General features: G+C 37.0%; 22 protein-coding genes. 13 read left to right on the forward strand and 9 right to left on the reverse strand.

Annotation, left to right across the window (positions count from 1 at the left end; all coding sequences use genetic code 11):
• Nucleotides 1-2: 2 nt before the first annotated feature.
• From H3299_RS14605 to H3299_RS14615, 3 genes are all read left to right on the forward strand, one after another.
• The gene (locus H3299_RS14605) at nt 3-299 is read left to right on the forward strand and encodes a hypothetical protein (protein WP_182419899.1); all 297 of its coding nucleotides are present in this window, start codon (nt 3-5) and stop codon (nt 297-299) included.
• A 266-nt stretch (nt 300-565) separates the two neighbouring features.
• Nucleotides 566-796 (forward strand): hypothetical protein, encoded by a 231-nt coding sequence (locus tag H3299_RS14610; protein WP_182419900.1) that lies wholly within the window; start codon nt 566-568, stop codon nt 794-796.
• Between the two features lie 591 nt (nt 797-1387).
• Nucleotides 1388-1786 carry a hypothetical protein gene (locus tag H3299_RS14615; protein ID WP_182419901.1) on the forward strand — a complete coding sequence of 133 codons (399 nt, stop codon included), beginning with the start codon at nt 1388-1390 and terminating at the stop codon, nt 1784-1786.
• A 517-nt stretch (nt 1787-2303) separates the two neighbouring features.
• Here H3299_RS14615 and H3299_RS14620 read toward each other — a convergent pair.
• Complete coding sequence (locus H3299_RS14620) at nt 2304-3041, reverse strand: hypothetical protein (RefSeq protein ID WP_182419902.1); 738 nt, start codon at nt 3039-3041, stop codon at nt 2304-2306.
• 119 nt (nt 3042-3160) lie between these two features.
• Between H3299_RS14620 and H3299_RS14625 the strand changes: the two genes are divergently transcribed.
• The 4 genes from H3299_RS14625 (at nt 3161) to H3299_RS14640 (ending at nt 5632) form a co-directional block, all read left to right on the forward strand.
• Complete coding sequence (locus H3299_RS14625) at nt 3161-3580, forward strand: hypothetical protein (protein WP_182419903.1); 420 nt, start codon at nt 3161-3163, stop codon at nt 3578-3580.
• Nucleotides 3581-3634: 54 nt separating this feature from the next.
• Nucleotides 3635-4390, forward strand: coding sequence for a hypothetical protein (locus H3299_RS14630; RefSeq protein ID WP_182419904.1), 756 nt, complete (start codon nt 3635-3637; stop codon nt 4388-4390).
• A gap of 113 nt (nt 4391-4503) precedes the next feature.
• A complete protein-coding gene (locus tag H3299_RS14635; protein WP_182419905.1) occupies nt 4504-5022 on the forward strand; it encodes a hypothetical protein in 519 nt (172 codons plus the stop codon).
• Nucleotides 5023-5104: 82 nt separating this feature from the next.
• On the forward strand, nt 5105-5632 hold the full coding sequence (locus H3299_RS14640) for a DUF2165 family protein (protein ID WP_182419906.1): 528 nt from the start codon (nt 5105-5107) through the stop codon (nt 5630-5632).
• A 146-nt stretch (nt 5633-5778) separates the two neighbouring features.
• Here the strand turns inward: H3299_RS14640 and H3299_RS14645 are convergent, their stop codons facing one another.
• The 5 genes from H3299_RS14645 to H3299_RS14665 form a co-directional block, all read right to left on the reverse strand.
• The gene (locus H3299_RS14645; RefSeq protein WP_182419907.1) at nt 5779-7224 is read right to left on the reverse strand and encodes a tetratricopeptide repeat protein; all 1446 of its coding nucleotides are present in this window, start codon (nt 7222-7224) and stop codon (nt 5779-5781) included.
• A gap of 291 nt (nt 7225-7515) precedes the next feature.
• Nucleotides 7516-8016: a DUF2165 family protein gene (locus tag H3299_RS14650; protein WP_182419908.1), complete on the reverse strand. Its 501-nt coding sequence runs from the start codon at nt 8014-8016 to the stop codon at nt 7516-7518.
• 492 nt (nt 8017-8508) lie between these two features.
• A complete protein-coding gene (locus tag H3299_RS14655; RefSeq protein WP_182419909.1) occupies nt 8509-9810 on the reverse strand; it encodes a tetratricopeptide repeat protein in 1302 nt (433 codons plus the stop codon).
• A gap of 243 nt (nt 9811-10053) precedes the next feature.
• On the reverse strand, nt 10054-10356 hold the full coding sequence (locus H3299_RS14660) for a type II toxin-antitoxin system RelE/ParE family toxin (protein ID WP_182419910.1): 303 nt from the start codon (nt 10354-10356) through the stop codon (nt 10054-10056).
• A 5-nt stretch (nt 10357-10361) separates the two neighbouring features.
• Nucleotides 10362-10598, reverse strand: a complete 237-nt coding sequence (locus tag H3299_RS14665) for a type II toxin-antitoxin system ParD family antitoxin (protein ID WP_182419911.1) — start codon at nt 10596-10598, stop codon at nt 10362-10364.
• A gap of 215 nt (nt 10599-10813) precedes the next feature.
• On the opposite strand from H3299_RS14665, the gene H3299_RS14670 reads away from it, so the two are divergent.
• From H3299_RS14670 to H3299_RS14685, 4 genes are all read left to right on the forward strand, one after another.
• The gene (locus H3299_RS14670; RefSeq protein WP_182419912.1) at nt 10814-11959 is read left to right on the forward strand and encodes a TIGR03364 family FAD-dependent oxidoreductase; all 1146 of its coding nucleotides are present in this window, start codon (nt 10814-10816) and stop codon (nt 11957-11959) included.
• Nucleotides 11960-12312: 353 nt separating this feature from the next.
• Entirely contained in the window at nt 12313-13119 is an 807-nt protein-coding gene (gene phnX / locus H3299_RS14675; RefSeq protein WP_182419913.1) for a phosphonoacetaldehyde hydrolase, read from the forward strand.
• A 603-nt stretch (nt 13120-13722) separates the two neighbouring features.
• Nucleotides 13723-14901 carry a MalY/PatB family protein gene (locus H3299_RS14680; RefSeq protein ID WP_182419914.1) on the forward strand — a complete coding sequence of 393 codons (1179 nt, stop codon included), beginning with the start codon at nt 13723-13725 and terminating at the stop codon, nt 14899-14901.
• 44 nt (nt 14902-14945) lie between these two features.
• Nucleotides 14946-16232 carry an amino acid permease gene (locus H3299_RS14685; RefSeq protein ID WP_371739860.1) on the forward strand — a complete coding sequence of 429 codons (1287 nt, stop codon included), beginning with the start codon at nt 14946-14948 and terminating at the stop codon, nt 16230-16232.
• A 67-nt stretch (nt 16233-16299) separates the two neighbouring features.
• Here the strand turns inward: H3299_RS14685 and H3299_RS14690 are convergent, their stop codons facing one another.
• Together H3299_RS14690 and H3299_RS14695 are read right to left on the reverse strand one after the other, a co-directional pair.
• On the reverse strand, nt 16300-17484 hold the full coding sequence (locus H3299_RS14690) for an aromatic amino acid transaminase (RefSeq protein WP_182419916.1): 1185 nt from the start codon (nt 17482-17484) through the stop codon (nt 16300-16302).
• 148 nt (nt 17485-17632) lie between these two features.
• Entirely contained in the window at nt 17633-17995 is a 363-nt protein-coding gene (locus tag H3299_RS14695; RefSeq protein WP_182419917.1) for a hypothetical protein, read from the reverse strand.
• A 311-nt stretch (nt 17996-18306) separates the two neighbouring features.
• Here H3299_RS14695 and H3299_RS14700 point away from each other — a divergent pair, with 311 nt between their 5' ends.
• Nucleotides 18307-18588, forward strand: a complete 282-nt coding sequence (locus H3299_RS14700; RefSeq protein ID WP_182419918.1) for a hypothetical protein — start codon at nt 18307-18309, stop codon at nt 18586-18588.
• Between the two features lie 58 nt (nt 18589-18646).
• On the opposite strand, the gene cycA is transcribed toward H3299_RS14700, so the two are convergent.
• Nucleotides 18647-20035 (reverse strand): D-serine/D-alanine/glycine transporter, encoded by a 1389-nt coding sequence (gene cycA / locus H3299_RS14705; protein ID WP_182419919.1) that lies wholly within the window; start codon nt 20033-20035, stop codon nt 18647-18649.
• 348 nt (nt 20036-20383) lie between these two features.
• On the opposite strand from cycA, the gene H3299_RS14710 reads away from it, so the two are divergent.
• Complete coding sequence (locus H3299_RS14710) at nt 20384-21796, forward strand: aspartate aminotransferase family protein (RefSeq protein ID WP_182419920.1); 1413 nt, start codon at nt 20384-20386, stop codon at nt 21794-21796.
• Nucleotides 21797-21843: the final 47 nt, after the last annotated feature.

A 21843-nucleotide genomic window follows, 5' to 3' on the forward strand; every position in this document is an offset into this window, starting at 1 on the left:
CGATGCCAATTCAAACTTACTTTTATTTTATTGATAAAACAATAGAGACGTTCCAAGACGATATTGTCTTTATAAAAGAACGAAATCATAATGATATTATTTTATGGTGTGACCATTTGGGTATTTTTTGGCGCGGCATTGAAAATGGCAAGCTTACACAACCTTTTGAAATAAAACGCCCGTCATTTAGGGCTGCAACCCTCATTGAAATTGCTAATTCTCATATGCTGCAATATGTTTATGGAGCCGTACAAATAAGCCATCGCGGCGTGTATAGTATGGATTTTAGAGATGAATAATTCAGATCTAACAGATGTTTGTTGCTTCACCTACCTTTGTCGCTAAAAATAATATTCATTTAGCCATGATTTACTTTGTTTTGTTCGAAGGGTGATAATATGGAAATTGTTTCTAGAATATTTAAATATTTCGATACTACTTATTTGCTTAGAAATTATATTTGGGCAATTATTTGGACGGTAATCTGCATTTTTTAGCTATATATTTAAATGACATAAGACCTTTATCGATTGCAATTAACATCGTTATCCTGGTTATCATTCTTATGAACCTTATTCTTTTTCCCTTTGCTAAACTGGTTTGGGGCTATGTCGAAGATTTATTCTTTGGCGCTTTTACATCTGATTTTGACCTAGATATTTGGACGGTATTGGCGCTTATTTTAAGGGTGATTGTAAATCTCTTTTTGTTCAGCATAGCTTTTATTATCGCACCTATTGGCATTGCTTATATTGTTTTTAAAAATAAGCGTGATAAAAATAAGCAGGCTGATTAACCCATATTTTGCAAAAATTGAAGCAACTTTTGTTTTTTGAAAATTTTTAAAATATAGCTAGTTTAATAAACGTGATGGGACAAAATTTATCACCTCAATATTATTCTAACGAAAGCTCTTTAAGTGGCTGCGCTTTATAATTTTGCGGTATATAAGATAAGCAATAACCCAAAAAAGAATAAAAATAATATAAATTAGATAAATTTAATATTAGTTGTAAATTTATGATATATTTTAATTAAGGTCTTAACAAATTTATTGATTTATTTTTATTCATGTAATATAGTTTGGCATTGCTTGATTGAGTAAAGTTTCGTAATTTGGATATATTGTTCAAATTCTGAATTTTTTTAATATTTAAAATATATTTATACAATTTTGTAAGGTCTTATATTTTATAATCTAAAATTAGACTGTATTTAGAATTTATAACTAATATGATTAATTTATCTGTCTATCACGTTATGTGATTATTGAAAATACCATTTTCTTGTTGTTGAGATTATGGGGATTAGATTTTTAGTTGAAGTTTATCCTTTACAGGATGGCATCAAAAACCGAGGGTAATTTTATCTTTTTTGGGGAATATACATGCAATTCGTTTCTAAACTGTTTAAATCTATTGACGCAGCCTATCTGGTTCGAAGCTATGTGATTGGGGCAATCTGGGCCGCAATATTTATTTCAATGGTGTTTGTTTTAAATAAGTCAGGGTCGATGCCAATTTATGGAATTATTACCATGATTGTAGTCTATCTTATTAATTTTTTATTATTTCCATTTGCCAAATTCGTTTGGGATAGCATCAAAGATTTATTCCTTGGCAATTATTCTTTTAAATTCTCGTTTCTTTTGTGGTTGGGTTTGGTTGTTCCGGCAAAAATTATAGTAAACATGCTCTTGTTTAGCGCCGCCATACTTATCGCGCCGATTGGTATTATCTATCTTGCATTGACAAATAGAGGGCGCGAACAAGATCTCGCTAGCTAAGTTGATTTATGCCGTAGGCTTTCTTGAGCAGTTCTAGAAAAAACTGTATCAACTTTCGCATTGGAGAATGCCACAAAATAAAGAAATGAAGCACGTCACTTTTTTGATGCGGTGACGCGCTTTTAATTGTCTATGTTAGCCCCATATCGCTAAAAAGGCATCAAATCTTATAGGAGTGCCATAAATAACATCCGCTTTAATCATGACACGCTAACTAATTATATTGTGTATTATAACTGGCTAATTGATTAACAATGGTAATCAATGATGGCAAGCCAATCGTTTGGCTTTGTGCGTTTTAACCGTTGATCGATAAAATCTTGCCACTTTTGCAATTTTTTTTCATAATCTTCTAAAATATCGGACTGGCTATCTTCTAATTCATGCCAACCATTTTCATCAAGCAAGGCATATGTGGATAAGGGTGGTGCAGCATTTATCCAATCATCTATTTTGGGGTAAGCTCTGGAAGAGCTAACATAATCTAAAAGCCCAATATAGAAGCGATAAGGATAATTTACATTGTCTCTAATATAGGCTTTAAGCTTTTGATATTGTGCTTGTGAATTTTTTTTAAAAATTTTTTTTGCAAATCGTTGATTTTATTTAGTACTTCATATCGTATTTTATCAAGATCAATTTTCAAACTATTAATATCGCCCAAAGCCGCGTATGAATCTCTTATTGTATCTTGCCAAAGTTGCAACCGCACTTGTACCGCTTTATTTTTCATGGTTATCCAATCAATTTCATTATATTGGATGCAATTCGTGGCACTATTTTTCAAGTCTTCAGATTGGTCTTTATGTCGCCATTTTGACCAAAGGCTTCGCTTAGATAAAATTGGTGGTGTCTTTCTTATCATTGTGCCATTCATTCTGCCACCGAGCAGCCAAAAGTCCCACTTCCCATTGGGGTTGGTTCTATTTACAACCTTGATAAGTTCTTCGCCTTTAAAAATTACATAGCCAAAGTAATGTTCATTCTCTATGTCGATAGGATCACCTAATTCAACAATTGGCAAAGCTCTGCTTTCTATAATATATTCTTTTAAATTTTTATAATCACAGGTTTTTGCGGTTTTATTTGCTTTTAAGCTGTTATATTCTTTCAGTACTTGCGCTGTTTCGTCTATGTCTTCGATGTGGTTGCTATTAAACTCTTCGCAGTCACTAAGTTGATATGGATATAACCAACTATTCAGTATATCTTGCTTATCAAGATCTTTACCAATCACGAGCAAAGAAAAGTGCATATCAAACCTTTTGTAAAAGTGTTTACTGTATTCATTTTTAATTCTATAAAGTAAAATATATTATATTTTAAAGCCTATCAAATTATAATATTGTTTAATGCGATAAATGGATTTTTATAATGAAACGGTTCTTTTTAACTTATTATTTTAGTTTTCTTATTGTTGCAGGCGCGGTTATTTTTGGTTTTTCGGTGTTAGATATTATTCATTGGGGCGGATTTAGCCACGTTGATGAAATGTTTTTTTTAATAATCCTTGCAGGAATTATTGCTTTATCTGTTTACAACATTACCCTTTTTGTCGTCGTTGTCACTCCGCTTTATTTATTGCAACGCAAGTTTTTACCTTTAAATTTCCATCTAACGCTGATTTATGGCATTATCATCGGCATTTTAAATTTTTATGCTTTCGGCAATATGTTGACCCTTTCTACCAAGCCTTATCTTTATTTGTTTACCGGCTTTGGTGTGATGTTTGGCGCATGTTTTTGGTGGTTTTATTCACACGAGCAAAATGCGCTAAAAAAGGGCGAAATATAAAGGTAGATGACAATTGTAAACCTTCTACAAAATTGATATTTAATAGAGGGCAAAATGCAAAAATTAGATGACTATCGCGTGGCCGACGGCATCAAGGTTGAAATTACTGATCACATCGTACATCCAAATGCAAAAATAGAGTTTCATATAGCTTGCACCGGTATTGGAGTTAAATTCCAAATTTCCAATGCTAAAACATATGCTACCTATGGCGATATTTATTATGATTACTATGATGATATTTATTTTGATGAAGATAACAAACTCGCATCAATCCGCCCGGTAGTTGAATTTATTAACGAAAAAGCTGATTTAATGTCAACCGAGCTTTTCGGCACTTTGAGTAAAGTCGATGAATTAGGATATTTTACGTATAGTCATTTGCGGTATTTCAATAAGGGTAAAAAATACCTTGTTGGCTTTGATAAGGCTGAAGATTTATTAGGAAGTGAAGTTGTTTTATTTCATCAAGATTTTGGTTATATTTTTAAAAATAGACAATATGTGGGTTGGTACTTACAAAATCCATTAAACTATTTATGCAATGATGATATAAAGCCAAATAAACCCTTTAGCGATGTTCGCGACAATGAATATGATGTGCTAGAAATATTTATAAATACATTTTGCGATAATGATTTTGAAGAGCTTTATGATGGTAATGAAGAGCTTGCCGTTGTTCTATGGGATAGAATATTTAAAATAGCGCCTATCATAAAAAACGAACAACGACGTAAGATCTTTATCGATGCTGCAAGAAATTATTATGAGTGGCGTTGCCATAAATTCCCTGATGAGCCTCATTCGTGAGGTTTTAACTATAGCTCTATTATTTAAAAAGCTTAGTAAATTAGAGGTCAAAGCTACTTCAATAAACATGCTAGGATAAAAAAATATAAAATCAATTTACAGGGAAATATGCGATGAAAAAAAGTATAATTTTTTTAGCATTTGTTTTGTTTTTGGGGACATCGACATATCAAGCTTCTGGTACAGATTATGGGCCTAGTCGGATTGATGATGATTATGTATCGAATGATAATATTATTATAGATGATGAAGATAAATTGGATTTAACTATTAATAGCAATAATGGGCCAATTTATATCAGACTTCCTGACGGCGAACCGCTGTTTTTTGCACCACCAAATGAGGATACCGCAATTGAATATGGTAGCCTATCAGGATTTATATCTGAGTTAGAATATCATATTTTTAAAGAAAACATATGTAATGTTTATAAAATGAAAGGCAATGAACTTACGCTCAAGTGTCAAAAATCCGATTGGCAGGAGGTCTATTCATTGAAAAAGGATGAAAATGGTTTCCAAATTTATTCAATTGATGATGGTATTAAGGTTAGAACAAAAACAGCAGATATTATAACTTATATGTATGATAAAATTATTGAAATAGAGGTTGGCAAAGCTCTTGATCAATGATTAAAATTATTATGCTAAAACGAAATTGCTATAAGTTTACTTAGTTTTCACGGCATTTTATAAAATTTTAAAGGAAACCATAATGGATGAGAAAAAGACTTACCGTTTTGTATTGATCGCATTCGCCCTTTTCCCAACCTTATGGGGGATTTTAGGACTGCTTAATAATGCATCTGGATTTGCAAGTACGGCTGAATTTGCTATTAAACCAATGTTCGCAATGAGCGATACTTATGGCAATCCTGCACAAACATGGCGTGCAATTTCTTGGGGTTTAGCGCCTATTTTAGCCCTTATCCTTATTACAACAGTTGAAACGTTGGCTGGCATCTTGGGGCTTATAGGGCTTTTAAAACTGATTAAAAATTTCAATGCCCCTTATGAAAAATTGCAAAGCGGTAAAAGTTTCGTTGTACTAGGTGCCACCTTAGCTGTTCTAGTTTGGGGTGTAGGTTTTATGGTTATTGCTGGCGACTGGTATTTAGCATGGCAGGCGAAAACCAATCCATTAAATACCCAAATTGGCGGTATGATTTATGCGCTTCCTAATATGATCACCATTATCATCTATATGTTACATCGAGAACCGGCGAATAAATCTTATCAATAGATTTAGCTTATATATCCCCATTGTGATGAAGGTCTAATTGATACTTAAAGATCAATCTTTGTTCTTCTACCGTGTGTGCTATATTACATAGTATAAATTGCTTTAAAATAGGAACAAATGCTAAGTTGCATTTGTTCCTTTATTAATTATTGCACTGAGCAGATTTTAAACCCTGAATCGATGCACCTTTGTGCAGCTTTTTTGATCTTTTTTATTTGCTCTTGTGTAAATATTTTTTCCATATCCTCTTTATACCAGAAAAGTCGTTTGCTTAAGACCGCATCAACACAGTGCCACATATAGCCGGTTTCGAGATCTTTTTTTGTGCCTCGCCCCTCTTTATGTGCCCAAGCAAGATAACTAAAAGCAGGCTGATATCCCTGTTCAGCCGCAGCCTTATCTAATTCAAAAATTTTAATAGAAACATCTTTCGTAAACTGGCTATAGGGATAGCACCGCGCTAATTGATATCGAGCTTCTGCAAGACCTTTATCAGCTGCGATTTTAAACCAATGAGCCGCCATTTTTCGGCTATAACGGGCGCCCCAATAATTGATATAGCTAAGCCCTACATGATAACAACCCATCATGCTATCCAATTGAGCAGCTTTTTCAAAGCATTTAAAGCCATAGGTCCGACTTTTTTTAACGCCAAGCCCATAAATATGCAAATAGCCGACATTATCCCAAGCATCGCCATGGTCTTGCGCCGCCGAGAGACGAAACCATTTTGCCGCAATGCTAAAGTCTTGAGCAACTACATTACCATCACGGTAAAAAGTGCCATAATGATATTGTGCTTGCGCATAATTTTGTTCAGCCGCATGTTTTATATATTGGAAAGCTGCCAATAAGTCTTTTAAGCCATATGTATCGCTTTCATAAATAAGACCAAGTTGATAGATAGCTTTGCTATAATTATTATCTGCTAAAGTTTTGTAAAGTTTGATGGCTTTAGTTAAATCTAAGTCAACACCATCACCATTTTGATAGCAAAGCCCAAGCTTAAATTGCGCGGCTAAATCACCATTTTTTGCCAATATTTGCCAATAATGAAAGGCTTTTTTTGCATTTTTCTTGATGGAGTAATGTTTTGGAATTGAGCATTCAACTGCGATGCCATTTTCAAAAATAAGAGCAAGTTGGTAAATAGCGTCATGATGACCTTGATGAGCCGCCTGTTCAAAATAGCTAAGGGCAAGGCCAAAATCTTGCGCAATACCATAATCGCTATAAATGCCGCTAAGATAAATATTGGCAAGTTTGAGCATGGCGTCAACATTACCAAATTCAACAGCCAGTTGAAACCATTTTAAGGCTTCATCACAATCTTGGCTAATAGCAATGCCATTTTCATAAAATTCGCCTAATTGATAAAGCGCTTTAGCGTGTCCTTGATCTGCGGCTTTTTGAAACCAATTCAATGCTTCAAAGCTATCTCGATTAAACTCATCAGCACATTCATCGACAAGTTTATCAGCATATTGATTGGCAGTAAGGTAAAATTGACCCAAATTAAATTGTGCTTCAACATCGCCTTTAATAGCGAGCAAGCGTGTTTGTTCCATAGTTGGAGATTGGCTATACGACATAATGTTCTTCTTTGTTTTTGCGCGCGCATATACATTCAAACGCGACTATCATTTGATTTTTAATGAAAAAATTTATGATACAAAGAAAACATTCATGGATGTGCTACCTAGCCTTAAAAATTTAATGTCTCACCTTTAGACCAATATTATATCGCGGTCAAGTAGCTATTGATGGGTTTTATTTATAATATTATTGCAATAAATTATAAAATATTAAAGCTTATCTGACAAATATTATCAAATAAGCTAAATTAAACATCAAACTTAGTTTAAACACAACCTAGCGATGGTTTAGTCTTTTTCTAATTCACCATCTGGCTGTATAATGTAAAGCAGAACCATTATAATCGTAATAAAAAAGCGGAAAGCATCGGGAACGCCATTCCACTGTTTTGACATCCACATGCCAAACCATTCACCACCTACAGACATAAAGGCTACTTGCCAAACCAGAAAGCCAATTGTTAAACCGGCAATGGCAACGGTTTTTGATGATTTAAAAGCTTTGGCACTTGCCTTAACTGATAAAAGCATTTTAATGCCGCCAATCCAGCATAATAAGGCAGTAAGAAATTCAAGGCTCATAATGCCAATATAGCCAAGATTATGGATCAAGTTACTGTTAATTGCGCGATAATGAATAGATGCTTCTGGCGGTATTGTATCCATCATAAAAACATGGTGAACAAATTGAAAATTGGTGTTGTAATCAGTTACATTTCCAAAAACCACCAATGATGTAAAAAACGCAATAGCACAAACCATAAGTGCCTTGGATAGACGTAAAATCATAAATATTTTCCTTTGTAAAACACTTAAAAAGCGCAGAATCTTCTTAAGCATTTACACAATTGCTGGTTTAAAAATCCATTAACAAAAAGTTGATTAAAATATTCATGTTATTATTGTTTTGTACTTACGCTGAGGACTGTTTATTTTAAAGTACCAAATACAATAAAGGGTAAAATACATAATTTTGATATAAAAGGGAGGAAGTCGAAAAATGCGCCGGCATAGATGGCGATATAAGTTATGTTGATAGATTTTATGCTGCTATTATTTCTAACAATATTTCGCTAAATTTGTTTAAAATAATTATTCATAATATTAAATGAAACATTCGCGCTTATTTTTAGCAGTTAAGCTGTCATTGAAACGAAAAAAATCGCACGTCACCGCCCCATAATTGGCTACAGAATTTTGGCGAAATTCTTTCTCGTCCGCTTCCTTGATGGATTGGGTGCTAAAATAATACTCAGCATTGCAGCTGGTTTAATTTTAACTTTAATGGCGATTTTTATTTGAATAATTTTCAAAAGCAAAGCCAAATCCAAAAAGCGGACTGTCAGGCAATAAATAATGAGGGCAGGCTTTAATTTCACCAGACAGGCAATCGTGTACTTGTTGTTGTGCTGCTTTAATGTCGCTATCATTCATTGTTTGCGCAATGCGTTTCAATACAGCATCGGTTTTTTCATGTGGTGGATCAGATCGTAATTTCACCATATAGCATAATCTATAGGCTTCCATTATATCCTTTTTAAAAACATTTCCTTCAAAAAATACTTCTCCAAGTAAACATTGGCTGCCTAGGTGTTCCATACTACCCGCTTTATAAAACCATTGAATGGCAGTTTTTTTGTCTTCTTCAACGCCATAGCCATGCCAATAGGCTTTAAATAGGTAAAATTGACTTTCTGCATCATGCTGTTTTGCCGCTTCAAAATAATAGCCAAAAGCCTTTTTTAAATCTTTTTTAACAACAATGCCGCTTGCATAAAATGAACCAAGTTTAGCCACAGCTTTTATATTTTCAAGATCTGCAGCTCTTTCATAGTAATAATAAGCTCGCTTTAAATCTTTATGGACAATGGCACCATCCTCATAAAACTGCCCAAGTTTAAAAATTGCTTGGTCATCACCAGCATTGGCAAGCATTAACCACCATTTAAAAGCTTGTTTTTTATCTTCATAATTTAAAGATCTGCTATAAAATTTGGCAAGCGCGATTTGCGCCTTTTTTTGCCCCTGCCACGCTGCAGTTTCTAGCCATTTAGTTGCTTGCATGTCGTTGGTTGTTTTTAAGTAGTAATCAAAATCATCCGTATCATAAAACCCCATTGGCAGCTCGCACTGATGTGGCATCATTAATATTACATTTAGCATCATGAGCGTTTGTAACAGATCGGCTAATTCTTTACTGTTTTCCCGTCCATAGCTTGCCTTTTCAATTAAACCGATAGACCAATAGGTTAAGTATCGACCATATAAAAAACCACACTCTTTATCGCCCAGGCTTTGTAGGGCAGGATCAACATTTTCCAAAAACGGCAAATTATAGCTTAAAATTTGTGTATTTAACGCCGTATCACTTTCATTAAGATGCATGATACTAAACAATGCATTAGGACCGTTAATCTGCGTTTGTTGGTTTGATGGCTTTAACGAAACGATATTTTCGCTTGCCTCTGCCTTAATGACTATCAAAAAAATATGCGCTAAAAAAATAAAAAATATGAGCTGCAAAGAATAACAATTGGATAATTCAAAGGTTTTTCGCCGACCTTTGCCAAAAAAAATGCTCATTATATTCCCCCTATAAAGGCTCTAGCTATAATTTTTAACATTTAACGCGCGCGATTATTGGCTTTTTTGCGCAAATATTTTGGCTAAAACAACTTGCTTGCTGAAAGAAGAACCGCTCTTCTTCTCGCAAAAAATCCTACATACCATTTCGTTCAAATTAATGGGTCCTGCCCCTAATCACTATATAATAAATATAGTCTAACTATAAATAATATAAATAAACAATAAGGCGTCTCAAAGGCATTAAAAATCAAGTTCTTTTAAAAGTACTGGCCAATTTTGTTTGCCGCCCAAAATACGAATAATAACAATATTCTCACCAACAAGATTATAAATAATGACATGTTGATGATGGGCATGTATATGCACAGGAGGCTCAAAATTATGACGCAAGGGTGCTAAATTGGGCATGATGCTGATCAGCTCAAAAACTGAAACCAATTCATCTAGATATTTGTCAGCTTGATTTTCTGACCATGTTTGCGCACCAAAACGCCAAATTTCTTCCAAATCTTGCTCTGCTTGCGGAGTTAATTGATAAGCCATATCGTTCAAGGTTTTTGGCGCATGCGCTGCTTGAATGCAAGCTTATCAAAAGCCTTTGGCGTACCGCTTTGTAAACCTTCATCAATTGCGCTTTGAAAAGCTTGTGTCGCGATTTGATGTTGCTGGTCTTTTCGGATTAAATCACGAATATAATCGCTGACATTTTGATATCGGCCATTATCTGATTGCTTTTCAGCCCAATTTTTCATCTGGTCTGGCAAGGAAACATTCATGGTTGCCATAATATATCCTTTCAAAACTGTATTTTAAAACATTATATGGCAAAGTTTGCCAATTTTCAATCATTTTAAAGTCAATTCAGCACAAGTTTTGCCAATTGTTATATTTGTCATTATTCTGCCATGCAAACGCAATGTCATTGTCATAACTTATTGGCAAAAGGGTATCTTGAACAATAAGCTCATTCAATATGGCATATTTGCAAAGCGGGAAAGCCATGAATAAACATTTTGATGTTATTATTATTGGCGCCGGTATTGTTGGCCTTGGTTGTGCTTTGGCTGCGGTTAATCGCGGTAAAAAAGTAGCAATTATCGAGCGCAATGCCAAGGCGGTTGGTGCTTCTATCCGCAATTTTGGCTTTGTAACCGTTACAGGACAACGCGCCGGCGCCCATTATAATCGTGCAAAGCGTAGCCGCGATATTTGGGCGGAAATTGCTCCTAATGCCGGCATTGACGTCTTGCATAAGGGGCTTGTTTTACCCGCCTATCGCGAGGAAGCGCGCGACGTTGTCGCTGCTTTTTTAAAAACCGATATGGGCGCAGATTGTAGATTATTGACCAAAACTGAAGCGCAAGCGCAAATTGCGAGCCTTAAATTATCCGGTGATGAAGCAATCTTATATAGCCCCCATGAATTGCGGGTTGAATCCATGACAGCAATTCCAAAATTGGCCCATTGGCTTCATGAAGCAAAGGGGGTTGATTTTTTCTGGAAAACCGCAGCCCTTGGCATTATTGATAATCGCGTGAAAACCAGTCGTGGTAATTTTTATGGCAATACGATAATTGTTTGCCCGGGCGATGATTTTTCATCACTTTACCCAGAGCGCATTGCCCCGCATGCTCTTTCTATTTGCACCTTGCAAATGCTGCGCGTTGCACCTAATGGCGCTGCTAATCTTTCTAATAACAACACCTGCAGATTTAATGCAGCCTTAATGTCAGATCATAGCCTTGCTCGCTATGAGGGGTTTTCTGCTTTGCCGCAAGCTGTTGCTCTTGGCGCGCGGTTAGATCGTGATTATCCGTTAAAGCGGCAACTGGGTATTCATTTAATTGCAGTTCAATCAGCCGATGGCTCGCTTGTGGTTGGGGATAGCCATATTTATGGCAATGCACCAGAGACTTTTGCAAAAACAGCCATTGATGATTTGATGATGGAATGCTTGGATGAAATTATTGATCTACCAAAGCGTGAAATTATTAATCATTGGATTGGCACTTATGCCGCATCAAAAACCAAAACGGTATTGGTTGATAGCCCGCAAGATCATGTGCGCCTTGTAATGGTGACGGGCGGCACTGGAGCTTCAACCGCTTTTGCTTTGGGTGAAGAGGTAATAGATGATCTTTTTTGAGGCAATTATTTTACAATGACATGTATTTATGTTTGAGCCTCCTTGGGTGGTGACGATTGTATCGGCATAACCAATCAATATGAAAAAGGCGAAAATTGCGTTACCTTTTATAGCTAAAAAAGGGCAAAGATATAGGCCCCTATTATTTTGTTGATGAAAATGCTGCTTATATAGATTTCGTGGTGAGGGTAATCGGTATAAGTCAAAGCTGAAAGCAAACTATGCAATATTCAAATGATATAGAAAAGCGCTTTAGTGCAGCCTTCATCTTATCGAGATTTAAAAAACGATAAAGAATAAATTTATCTCCAACACTCTAGGTCCTGACCCTAGCAACTTCATAGGAAAAAAGCGTGACACAGTTAAAAGCGGCAATTTTCGATTGGGCAGGAACCACGATAGATTTTGGCTCCTTTGCACCAATGGGTGTGTTTGTTGAAAGTTTTAAAGCCTTTGATATTGATATATCGATTGGCGAAGCCCGTGCGCCAATGGGGTTGCCAAAACGTGACCATATTGTAGCGGTCTTAAACCAACCACGTATTGCCAAGGCATGGCAGGACACACACGGAAAAACTGCTGATAACACTGATATTGATGCTATTTACGCGCATTTTTTACCGCTTAATGAAGCAATTGTCCATAATTATGCTAGCCTCATCCCCGGCACTTTAGAAGTTGTAGCAGAACTTCGCCGCCGAGAGATGAAAATTGGCTCTACCACCGGCTATACACGCTCGATTATGGAGCGTGTTTTACCCCTTACCAAGGCCCAAGGTTATGAGCCAGATAATCTTGTTTGTGCCGGTGATCTACCCTTTGGGCGGCCAACACCGCTTAATATGTATCAATGCTTTTTAGACCTTTGTGTGTGGCCGGCGCATCTCACCGTAAAAATTGATGATACCGGCGTTGGTATTATGGAGGGAGTTGCTGCCGGATCATGGACCATTGGCCTTGCCTTAAGCGGTAATGAAGCAGCTTTAAGCCTTGCAGATTATGAGGCGATGGACAAAAATACCCGCAATGATCTAATGGCTAAAATTGCACCACGCTTAAAAGCTGCAGGTGCGCATTATGTCATTGAAACTATAGCCGATCTTATACCTGTTATTGATGATATTGAACAAAGGCTTAAAAATGGCGAACGGCCATTTTAAAAGCATCAATGATCGGTGTTACTTTTTGTACCCATAAGTAAATCTGATGATAATTCATAAACTACCCTTGATCGCAGTTCCGCGCTGATAAATCGCGCTCATTGCATCATTATAATCAGCAATAATTTTTAAAAAGCTATTTTAACTTGCGGCGTTAGCGAGACACTGCAAGTGGCATGCTGTGCTGCTAATTGGTTGAGATTTTTGATCGTTGAGAAGGGGTTAAATGCAAAATGCTGACTGTCTTGATTAGGCTTTGCAATTTAGCACGTTTTACAACTATCGCAGTTTTCGATACAAAACTACGATAACTCATTTTTAAAAATTTTATAAATAAATTGAAAAATTACATTTCTTTTTTTTCCATATTGAAGTTAAATTATAAAATGGGAAATCATTAAGGGGCAATGATTGGAACTACCTACAAATTTATTAAAAATAATAATGATGATGAGTAAAGAAACGCATCTTTAATAACTAAATTTAGCTCATAAATGCGGTATGCGTTATTAATACTTGACTATTTAACTACGAGGTAGAAGCCATTTCACGTGCTTTTCTTAAAGATTTATCATAGATTTATTCAAGGAGGAGGAATAAATTATGGTTAATTTTGATGAGACTATTGATCGCAAATCTTCAAATTCAATGAAATGGTCATATCCTGATCGTTTTTTGACAAAGCAACAGGTGCAGTTAGATCCACTCCCTATGTGGGTTGCGGATATGGATTTTAGGGTCGCGCCTTGTATCACTTCTGCTCTTCAAAATGTATTAGATCATGGTGTTTTGGGTTATAGCGGTGTGAGTGCCTCCTATAGGCAAGCAATAACAACATGGCAAAAAAAGCGTCATAATTGGCATACTGATCCTGACTGGCTTGTGCTTAGCCCCGGCATAGTTACTATGCTTAACATGATTATACAGGCTTTTACCACGCCCAATGATAGTATTTTGGTGCAACCACCTGTTTACATCCATTTCCACCAAGATGTTATCACCAATGGCCGCAAGCTTGTTACTGCCCCGTTACAACTTGTCGGCGAACGATATGTATTTGACGCAGAGCTTTTTGAAAAGGCCATCACGGCGGATACAAAATTATTTATTTTATGTAATCCCCATAATCCAACCGGTAATGTTTGGTCATCTGACGAGTTAAAGACCATGGGTGATATATGTGCCGCCCATAATGTAATTGTTGTATCTGATGAAATTCATGGCGACCTCATTATGGATCCGGGCAAAAAATTTGTACCCTTTGCTTCACTTGGTGATGAATATGCTCAAAATGCGATTATTTGTACGGCGGCTAGCAAATCTTTTAACCTTGCCGGTTTGCAATGCTCTAATAATTATATTGCAAATCCAGTTATAAGGGAAAAGCTAACCGCCCATATGAAGACTTGCGGTTTAAACTTGATTAATATTATGGGCATGGTGGCGACTGAAGCTGCCTATAGCCAAGGAGAAGAGTGGCTAGATGACTTATTAAAATATGTTCGTGAAAACCAACAAATATTTGCTTCAAAAGTTAATAATTCTAATTTGCCACTCACCGCATTACCAATGGATTCTCTTTACCTATCTTGGCTCGATTGTCGGCAATTGAACTTATCAGCCGAAGATCTAAACGATTTTTTCCTAACCAAGGCTGGGCTATGGTTTGATGATGGGCGCAAATTTGGTCAAGAAGGACATGGTTTCATGCGGGTTAATCTTGGTTGCACCCGCCAAACATTAAATGAGGCTTTAAAGCGATTGGAGGCGGCATTTCAATAAAACACTACATAAATCCGTAAAATTTTATAAAATAAAGGGGAAATATTATGGATATAAGTTCAACAACTGCTTTAAATACCAGCAAAACCGAAAAAATTCCGTTTACCCGCTATGATCTTGGTTGGGTAGTCTTATGCATCGGTATGGCAATTGGTGCAGGAATTATTTATCTACCAATTCAAGTGGGATTAAAAGGCATATGGGTATTTTTGGCCGCCTTATTGCTTGCCTACCCTGCGTGCTATTGGATGCAAGCACTTTATTTAAAAAGCCTTTCCGAAACAAGTGAATGTGAGGATTACTCCAATGTAATTAGCCAATATCTTGGCAAAAATTGGGGGGTGGTACTCGGTGTTTTATACCTTCTTATGCTGTTTAAAGGCATTTTAGGATATTCCCTTACTATCACTATTGATAGTGCTAAATATCTACAAACTTTTGGCGTTACGGAAGGGCTTTTATCCCAAAATATCTGGTATATTTTAGGATTGCTAACATTTTTGGTGTTGATTGCTGCCCAAGGCGAGCGGCTGCTCTTTAGAATTTCTGGCCCAATGGTGGTCGCCAAAGTAGCTATTGTGGTATTATTTGGCATCGTCATGGTACCCTATTGGGACTTTTCCAATATTCCAGGCTTTCCGCCAGTACTCTCTTTTGTTAGGGATACAATTTTAACTTTGCCATTTGCGCTATTTTCTATTTTATTTCTGCAAATTCTAAGCCCAATGAATATTGCCTTTCGCAAAACTGAACCAGATCCACAAAAAGCAACTTATCGCGCATTACGCGTCAACTTGATTGCCTTTATTGTCTTAGTGGTTTGCGTTTTATTTTTTGCACTGTCTTTTACCTTTTCAATTAATCATGAACAAGCAGTTTCAGCAAAGCAGCAAAATATTTCTGCCCTTGCATTGGCAGCGAGTGTCTTAAGCGGTAAAACGATTGCGATTATGTCGGTACTGCTTAATGTATTTGCGATTGTAACTGCGTTTTTTGCCATTTTTCTTGGTGTTTATGAGGCGTTTAAAGGCATCATCATAAACCTACTTTCACGCATTATGAATGTGGCGAATATACCTAATTTCATTGTACAAATTGGTATTTGTGCAATTATCATTCTTATTCTTTGGGGCTGGGTGGCTTTAGACTTTTCGGTTATTGCTATGATACAATTCCTCTCACCCTTAAATGGCATTGTCGGCTTTATTATTCCTTGTTGTTTAATTTTAAAAGTGCCGGCATTGCGTAAATTTATCACGCCATCTTATTGGTATGTATTTGGCTTTGGTGTCGTATTTTGCCTTGCACCATTGCTTAAATTTTTTGAATAAAGACATGGCATATTATAAATGGAACACTTCATGGTGATTAATGAAGTGTTCCAGTGTCGGTATTGGATTAAGCACTAAGCACTTTAGCAACAGCACTTGCAAAACGTTGACATTCTTGGATTTTTAAGCCTGCAATATTAATGCGCCCGCCAGGTACTACGTAAATGGCAAATTCTTTACGCAAGCGATTTACCGCCTGCTCATCAAGCGGTAGGAGGGAAAACATGCCCTTGCCTTTTTCAATATAGGCAAAGCGATCAGGTTCAAAAAATACTGCTAATTCATCAGCTAAGCTTTTGCGCAAGCTATTAATGCGCCCACACATAAGCGCAAGTTCCTGATGCCAATTTTGATAAAGGTTTTTATCAACTAAAATGCGGCGAACAATTTCTGCACCATGATCTGGTGGCATCGAATAGCTAACACGAGCCACGCGACTTAATTGCGATTGCACAGCTTTTTGCGTTGCCCCTTCATGAGAAAAAACAAAGGCAGCGCCGGTGCGCTCACGGTAAAGGGCAAAGTTTTTAGATGCGCTAATTGCTACTAATCCTGCAGGCAAGGTATGGGTAATAATACGAAGGCCGTCCAAATCTTGTTGTAAATTGCTGCCAAGCCCCAAATAAGCAAGATCAATAAATGGAATAAGTTCTTTACGTAATAATAAATCAGCCACTTGCTGCCATTGCTCAGCGTCAAGATCAACTCCGGTTGGATTATGGCAGACACCATGCAACAGCACAACATCGCCTTTTTGAGCTGTTTCAAGAACTGCCAACATGGCGCTAAAATCAAGGCTTGCAGTTTTTGCGTTATAATAAGCGTAAGTTGCAAAACTATGGCCGCACGCTTGAAAAATAGCGCGATGATTGCCCCATGTGGGGTTGGGTAACCAAATATTTTTTTTGCCATCAATGGCTAAAAAATCGGCAAGTGCACGTAAAGCGCCCGAACCACCCGGCGTTTGCAAGCTAGATAGGTTAAGATCATGGCTAAAAATTTTGGTCGCTAAAAGATCAAGAAAGCCCATATTGCCCCGAATACCAAGATAGGTTTTGGTTTTTTCATCGCGCAAAATACCTTCTTCAGCAGCTTTTACTGCTTGCATTATCGGGGTGTCGCCCTTGTCATCGCGGTAAACACCCACACCTAAATCAATACAATCTTCGCGTGGATCTTTGCGCAAAAGATCCATTAATGCCAAAATTGGATCTCCATCAGCTTCATGATAGGTGCTTAAAAAATTGCTCATTTATACCCTATTTCCTATTTTTTTTTACTACCATAATCTTGGCAAGCGTTTATCAGAAATTTAAAAGTTTAACAGCAAAGTGGGCAAAAAATCTACGAAAATATCTGCACGTAGATTGTCTACACTTCCTCAAAAAAATGGGCGGTGGTTATAGTTTACTTATCCATATGCTTAATAATAACATGGCAACAAAAAATAATATGACCAGATGAATTTTTATAATACTAACGATAAGATCTGTCCGTTGGTCTGAAAAACGCCCAGACTGAAGCCCCATACCCCAAAAAATTGCACCTAAAATAATCAAAACTGGAAAATTGAAGATCAAAGATAATGAATCAACAAAAATTAAAAAATTAAAAATCGAGTAAGTTAAATCTTCTCCTATATATTTAGTAAAAAAAGTCATATTTGCAAAAGATAACATAAATTTAACTATCGCAAGACAATCTATTATTATCGCTATCCAGATAAAAATATTTTTCTTCGTGGTTACCTGCTTTTTGCTCATAATGTCTCTTAAACTTGTATTATTATAAAAATAATAAAATAACATTTAAAAGATTATTTAACAGATTTTTGCCGCCAGCATAAGATCAAATCATTTCTTAAGTGAAATAACTTGCGCAAATAAAGCGTAAGCGTGTTTTCCTTTACGCCTGCAAAAATCGCAGTAGAAAAAGCCGGTAAACCCCAAAAGACATACTTAATCAGCTCCACTTGTTTTACTTGTGAAAGACGACTTTTACGCCGTGACTTATCCATTTGACACCAATGGTTTTTTTTAGCAATTTATACCAACTTGTTATTAAAGATGGAAATATGATGGCGCAGTGGCAAATTGAAAATTGCGGTGATGATGAGTATTGTTTTGCTTATTGTGATTATTTATATAATCGCCTCATCCATATTTTAAAATGTGGCATTGATCTTGAGGATGGCATGTATATTGAGGGCCTTGTCCGTTCATTTAAACAAATTCAAACAATAAATCCTCCTATTTATGATTATTATGCTAAATTGTTTTTGTTTTCTTTATCAGAATATTTTGCTCCAAAGCTCATCAAAAACATGATTGTTGATCATATACAAAAAGACAAATAAAAAGCCGGCGAAAATTCGCCGGCTTTGTGTATTTAACTACTACTCAATGGGTTGTGATTTATTTTTGATGATAGGTTTTGCGCGCAAAAGCAAAGAAGCAAACAGCAAGCAAAACAAACCATAATGGTGTATAGATAAGTGCAATACGGGTATCTGCTTCAAGTGACAATAGTGCTAAAATAAACACGAAGAACGCCATGACCACGTAACACATAGCAACACCGCCAGGCATTTTATAGATTGAAATCGCATGTTGATCTGGACGTTTTTTGCGATAAACCACATAGCTGATGAGAATGATTGTCCAGACAAACATAAACAAAATAGCTGAGATGGTGGTCACAACTGTAAATGCACCCATAACGGTTGGAATAATGGATAAAACTGAATAACCAATCAAGATGCAAAGGCATGAGAATAACAAACCATTAGCTGGGACGCGTTTGCTTGATAATTTGCCTAGAACCTTTGGCGCCCCATCTTTTTCAGCAAGACCATAGACCATGCGACTGGTTGAGAAAACACCACTATTAGCTGATGAAGCCGCTGAGGTTAGCACCACAAAATTAACAAGGCTTGCAGCAATTGGAATACCAATAAGCACAAACATTTCAACAAATGGGCTCTTTGTTGGATCGACCTGATCCCAAGGGGTTACCGACATAATAATAATGAGCGATAAAACATAGAAGAAAATAACCCGAATTGGAATTGAGTTAATCGCTTTTGGCAATGTGCGCTCTGGATGTTTCACTTCTGCCGCAGCAGTGCCAGCGAGTTCAATACCCACAAAGGCAAAAACCGCAATTTGGAAGCCAGCAAAAAAGCCCATTACACCATTGGGGAAGATATTGCCACCATTCCAGACATTGCTAAGTGAGGTAACATTGCCATTTGGAGAGGTAAAACCGGTAACAATCATATAAACGCCAATGGCAATCAGCGCTAAAATAGCCACGATTTTAATTAAAGCAAACCAGAACTCTAATTCACCAAATAATTTTACTGCAACAATATTGAGGATAAAAAATGCGGCAACGCACATAAGCACTGGAATCCATGGATTAAGCCATGGCCACCAGAAATGCGCATAACCGGCAATGGCAATAACATCAGCAACGCCCGTTACAATCCAACATAGCCAATAGGTCCAGCCGATGAAAAAACCGGCCCAAGGGCCTAAAAGATCAGCCGAAAAATCGATAAAGGATTTATATTCGGTATTGGCAAGTAATAATTCACCCATAGCGCGCATGACGAAAAACAGCATAAAACCAATAATCGCATAGACAAGCACAATTGATGGCCCTGCCGCGTGAATAGTTTTACCAGAGCCCATAAATAGACCTGTGCCGATAGCCCCGCCAATCGCAATCAGCTGAATATGACGATTTTCAAGCCCGCGCTCAAGGTGCTGCTCGTCTGGATTATTTGTTTTTTTTGTCATCCAGTTTTCCCCTTAGTTAAAAACTCGATTTTAAAGAAGTTTGAATGTATAGGATTAGCAAGCCCTTGGCACAATGTAAATTGTTTTCAATTAAAAATAATCACATTTTTGACACAAATTAATTGCGTTTTTTGACTCAATTTATTACTTCTAAAGAAGAAAATCGCCGTTTGCGGCACAAATATAACTTAAATATCACCTATTTATATGATTTATTTGGTATTTTAAGAACCAAAACATAAGACATATACAATTGTTACCTTGTTACCAAATCGCTACATAAAGCCTACAGCCACGAACAAAAGCCTTTGCTAATTCTGCATTACTTAAAAGTTTGGAGCAATTGCAATGGCAATATTTCACGGATATAAAGACGGCGAAGCAAACGAAATTGAAAATAATTTACTTCAAGATGAAGCAAAATATTGTTCGTTTGGCGATACGGTTCATTACGTCAATCCACCAAAAATCTTCGCCGGCTGCGAAGGGTCTTATATGTACGACCTTAAGGGCATTCCTTATCTTGATTTGCAAATGTGGTATTCTGCGGTCAATTTTGGTTATGCCAATCCACGCCTCAATGAAGTGCTAAAACAACAAATTGATACTTTACCACAAACTGCTAGTCAATATTTGCATCCAACCAAAATTGAGCTTGCAAAAACCATCGCTGTAGACATGAAAAACAAATTCGGTCTTGATGGCCGCGTGCATTTCAATGTTGGTGGTTCGCAATCAATTGAAGATTCATTAAAAATCGTACGCAATGCAAAAAATGGCAAAAGCTTAATGTTCGCCTTTGAAGGTGGCTATCACGGCCGCACGCTTGGTGCTTCATCCATCACATCAAGCTACCGCTATCGTCGTCGTTATGGCCATTTTGGCGAACGCGCAATGTTCTTGCCTTTTCCATACCCATTTCGCCGCCCCCGCGGAATGAGCGTTGAAGAATATGGCGAACATTGCGTGAATGAATTTGCCCGTCTTTTTGAAACAGAATATAATGGCGTTTGGGATCCTAAGGCAAGCGAGGCTGAATATGCTGCCTTTTATATCGAGCCCTTACAAGGTACTGGCGGTTACGTCGTGCCACCGCGCAACTTCTTCAAAGGCATCAAGAAAGTTCTTGATCAATATGGCATTTTAATGGTTGTTGATGAAATCCAGATGGGCTTTTATCGCACCGGTAAATTATGGTCAATTGAGCATTTCGGCGTCACCCCTGACGTGCTTGTATTTGCCAAAGCCCTGACCAATGGACTTAATCCGCTTGGTGGCCTTTGGGCGCGAGAAGAATTGATCAATCCTAAAATGTTCCCTCCAGGTTCAACCCATTCAACCTTTGCATCTAATCCGCTTGGCACTGCGCTTGGCTTGGAAGTAATGCGCATGACCGCCGAAACCGATTTTGAAGGCATGGTTATGGAAAAGGGTGCGCATTTCCTTGAAGGTTTACAAGATTTGCAAAAACGTCATCCTGAAATTGGCGATGTTGATGGTCTTGGTCTTGCTCTTCGTTGCGAAATTTGTACCGAAGATGGCTTTACACCTAACCGTGAATTGCTTGACCGTATGGTTGACATTGGCCTTTCAGGTGATCTTGAATATGAAGGTCAAAAAACCGGTCTTGTTTTGGACGTTGGTGGTTATTACAAAAACGTTATCACCCTTGCACCATCTTTGATGATTAGCAAAGCGGAAATTGATAAGGCCATTGCCTTGCTTGACCAATTATTGAAGCGGGCAAAAGCCAGCATGTAATTTCGTGCGTCGCAATCCCTAGTGATAGGGTGAGAAAAAGAGGTTGT

The organism is Bartonella sp. HY038, assembly GCF_014117425.1.
GTDB lineage: Bacteria > Pseudomonadota > Alphaproteobacteria > Rhizobiales > Rhizobiaceae > HY038.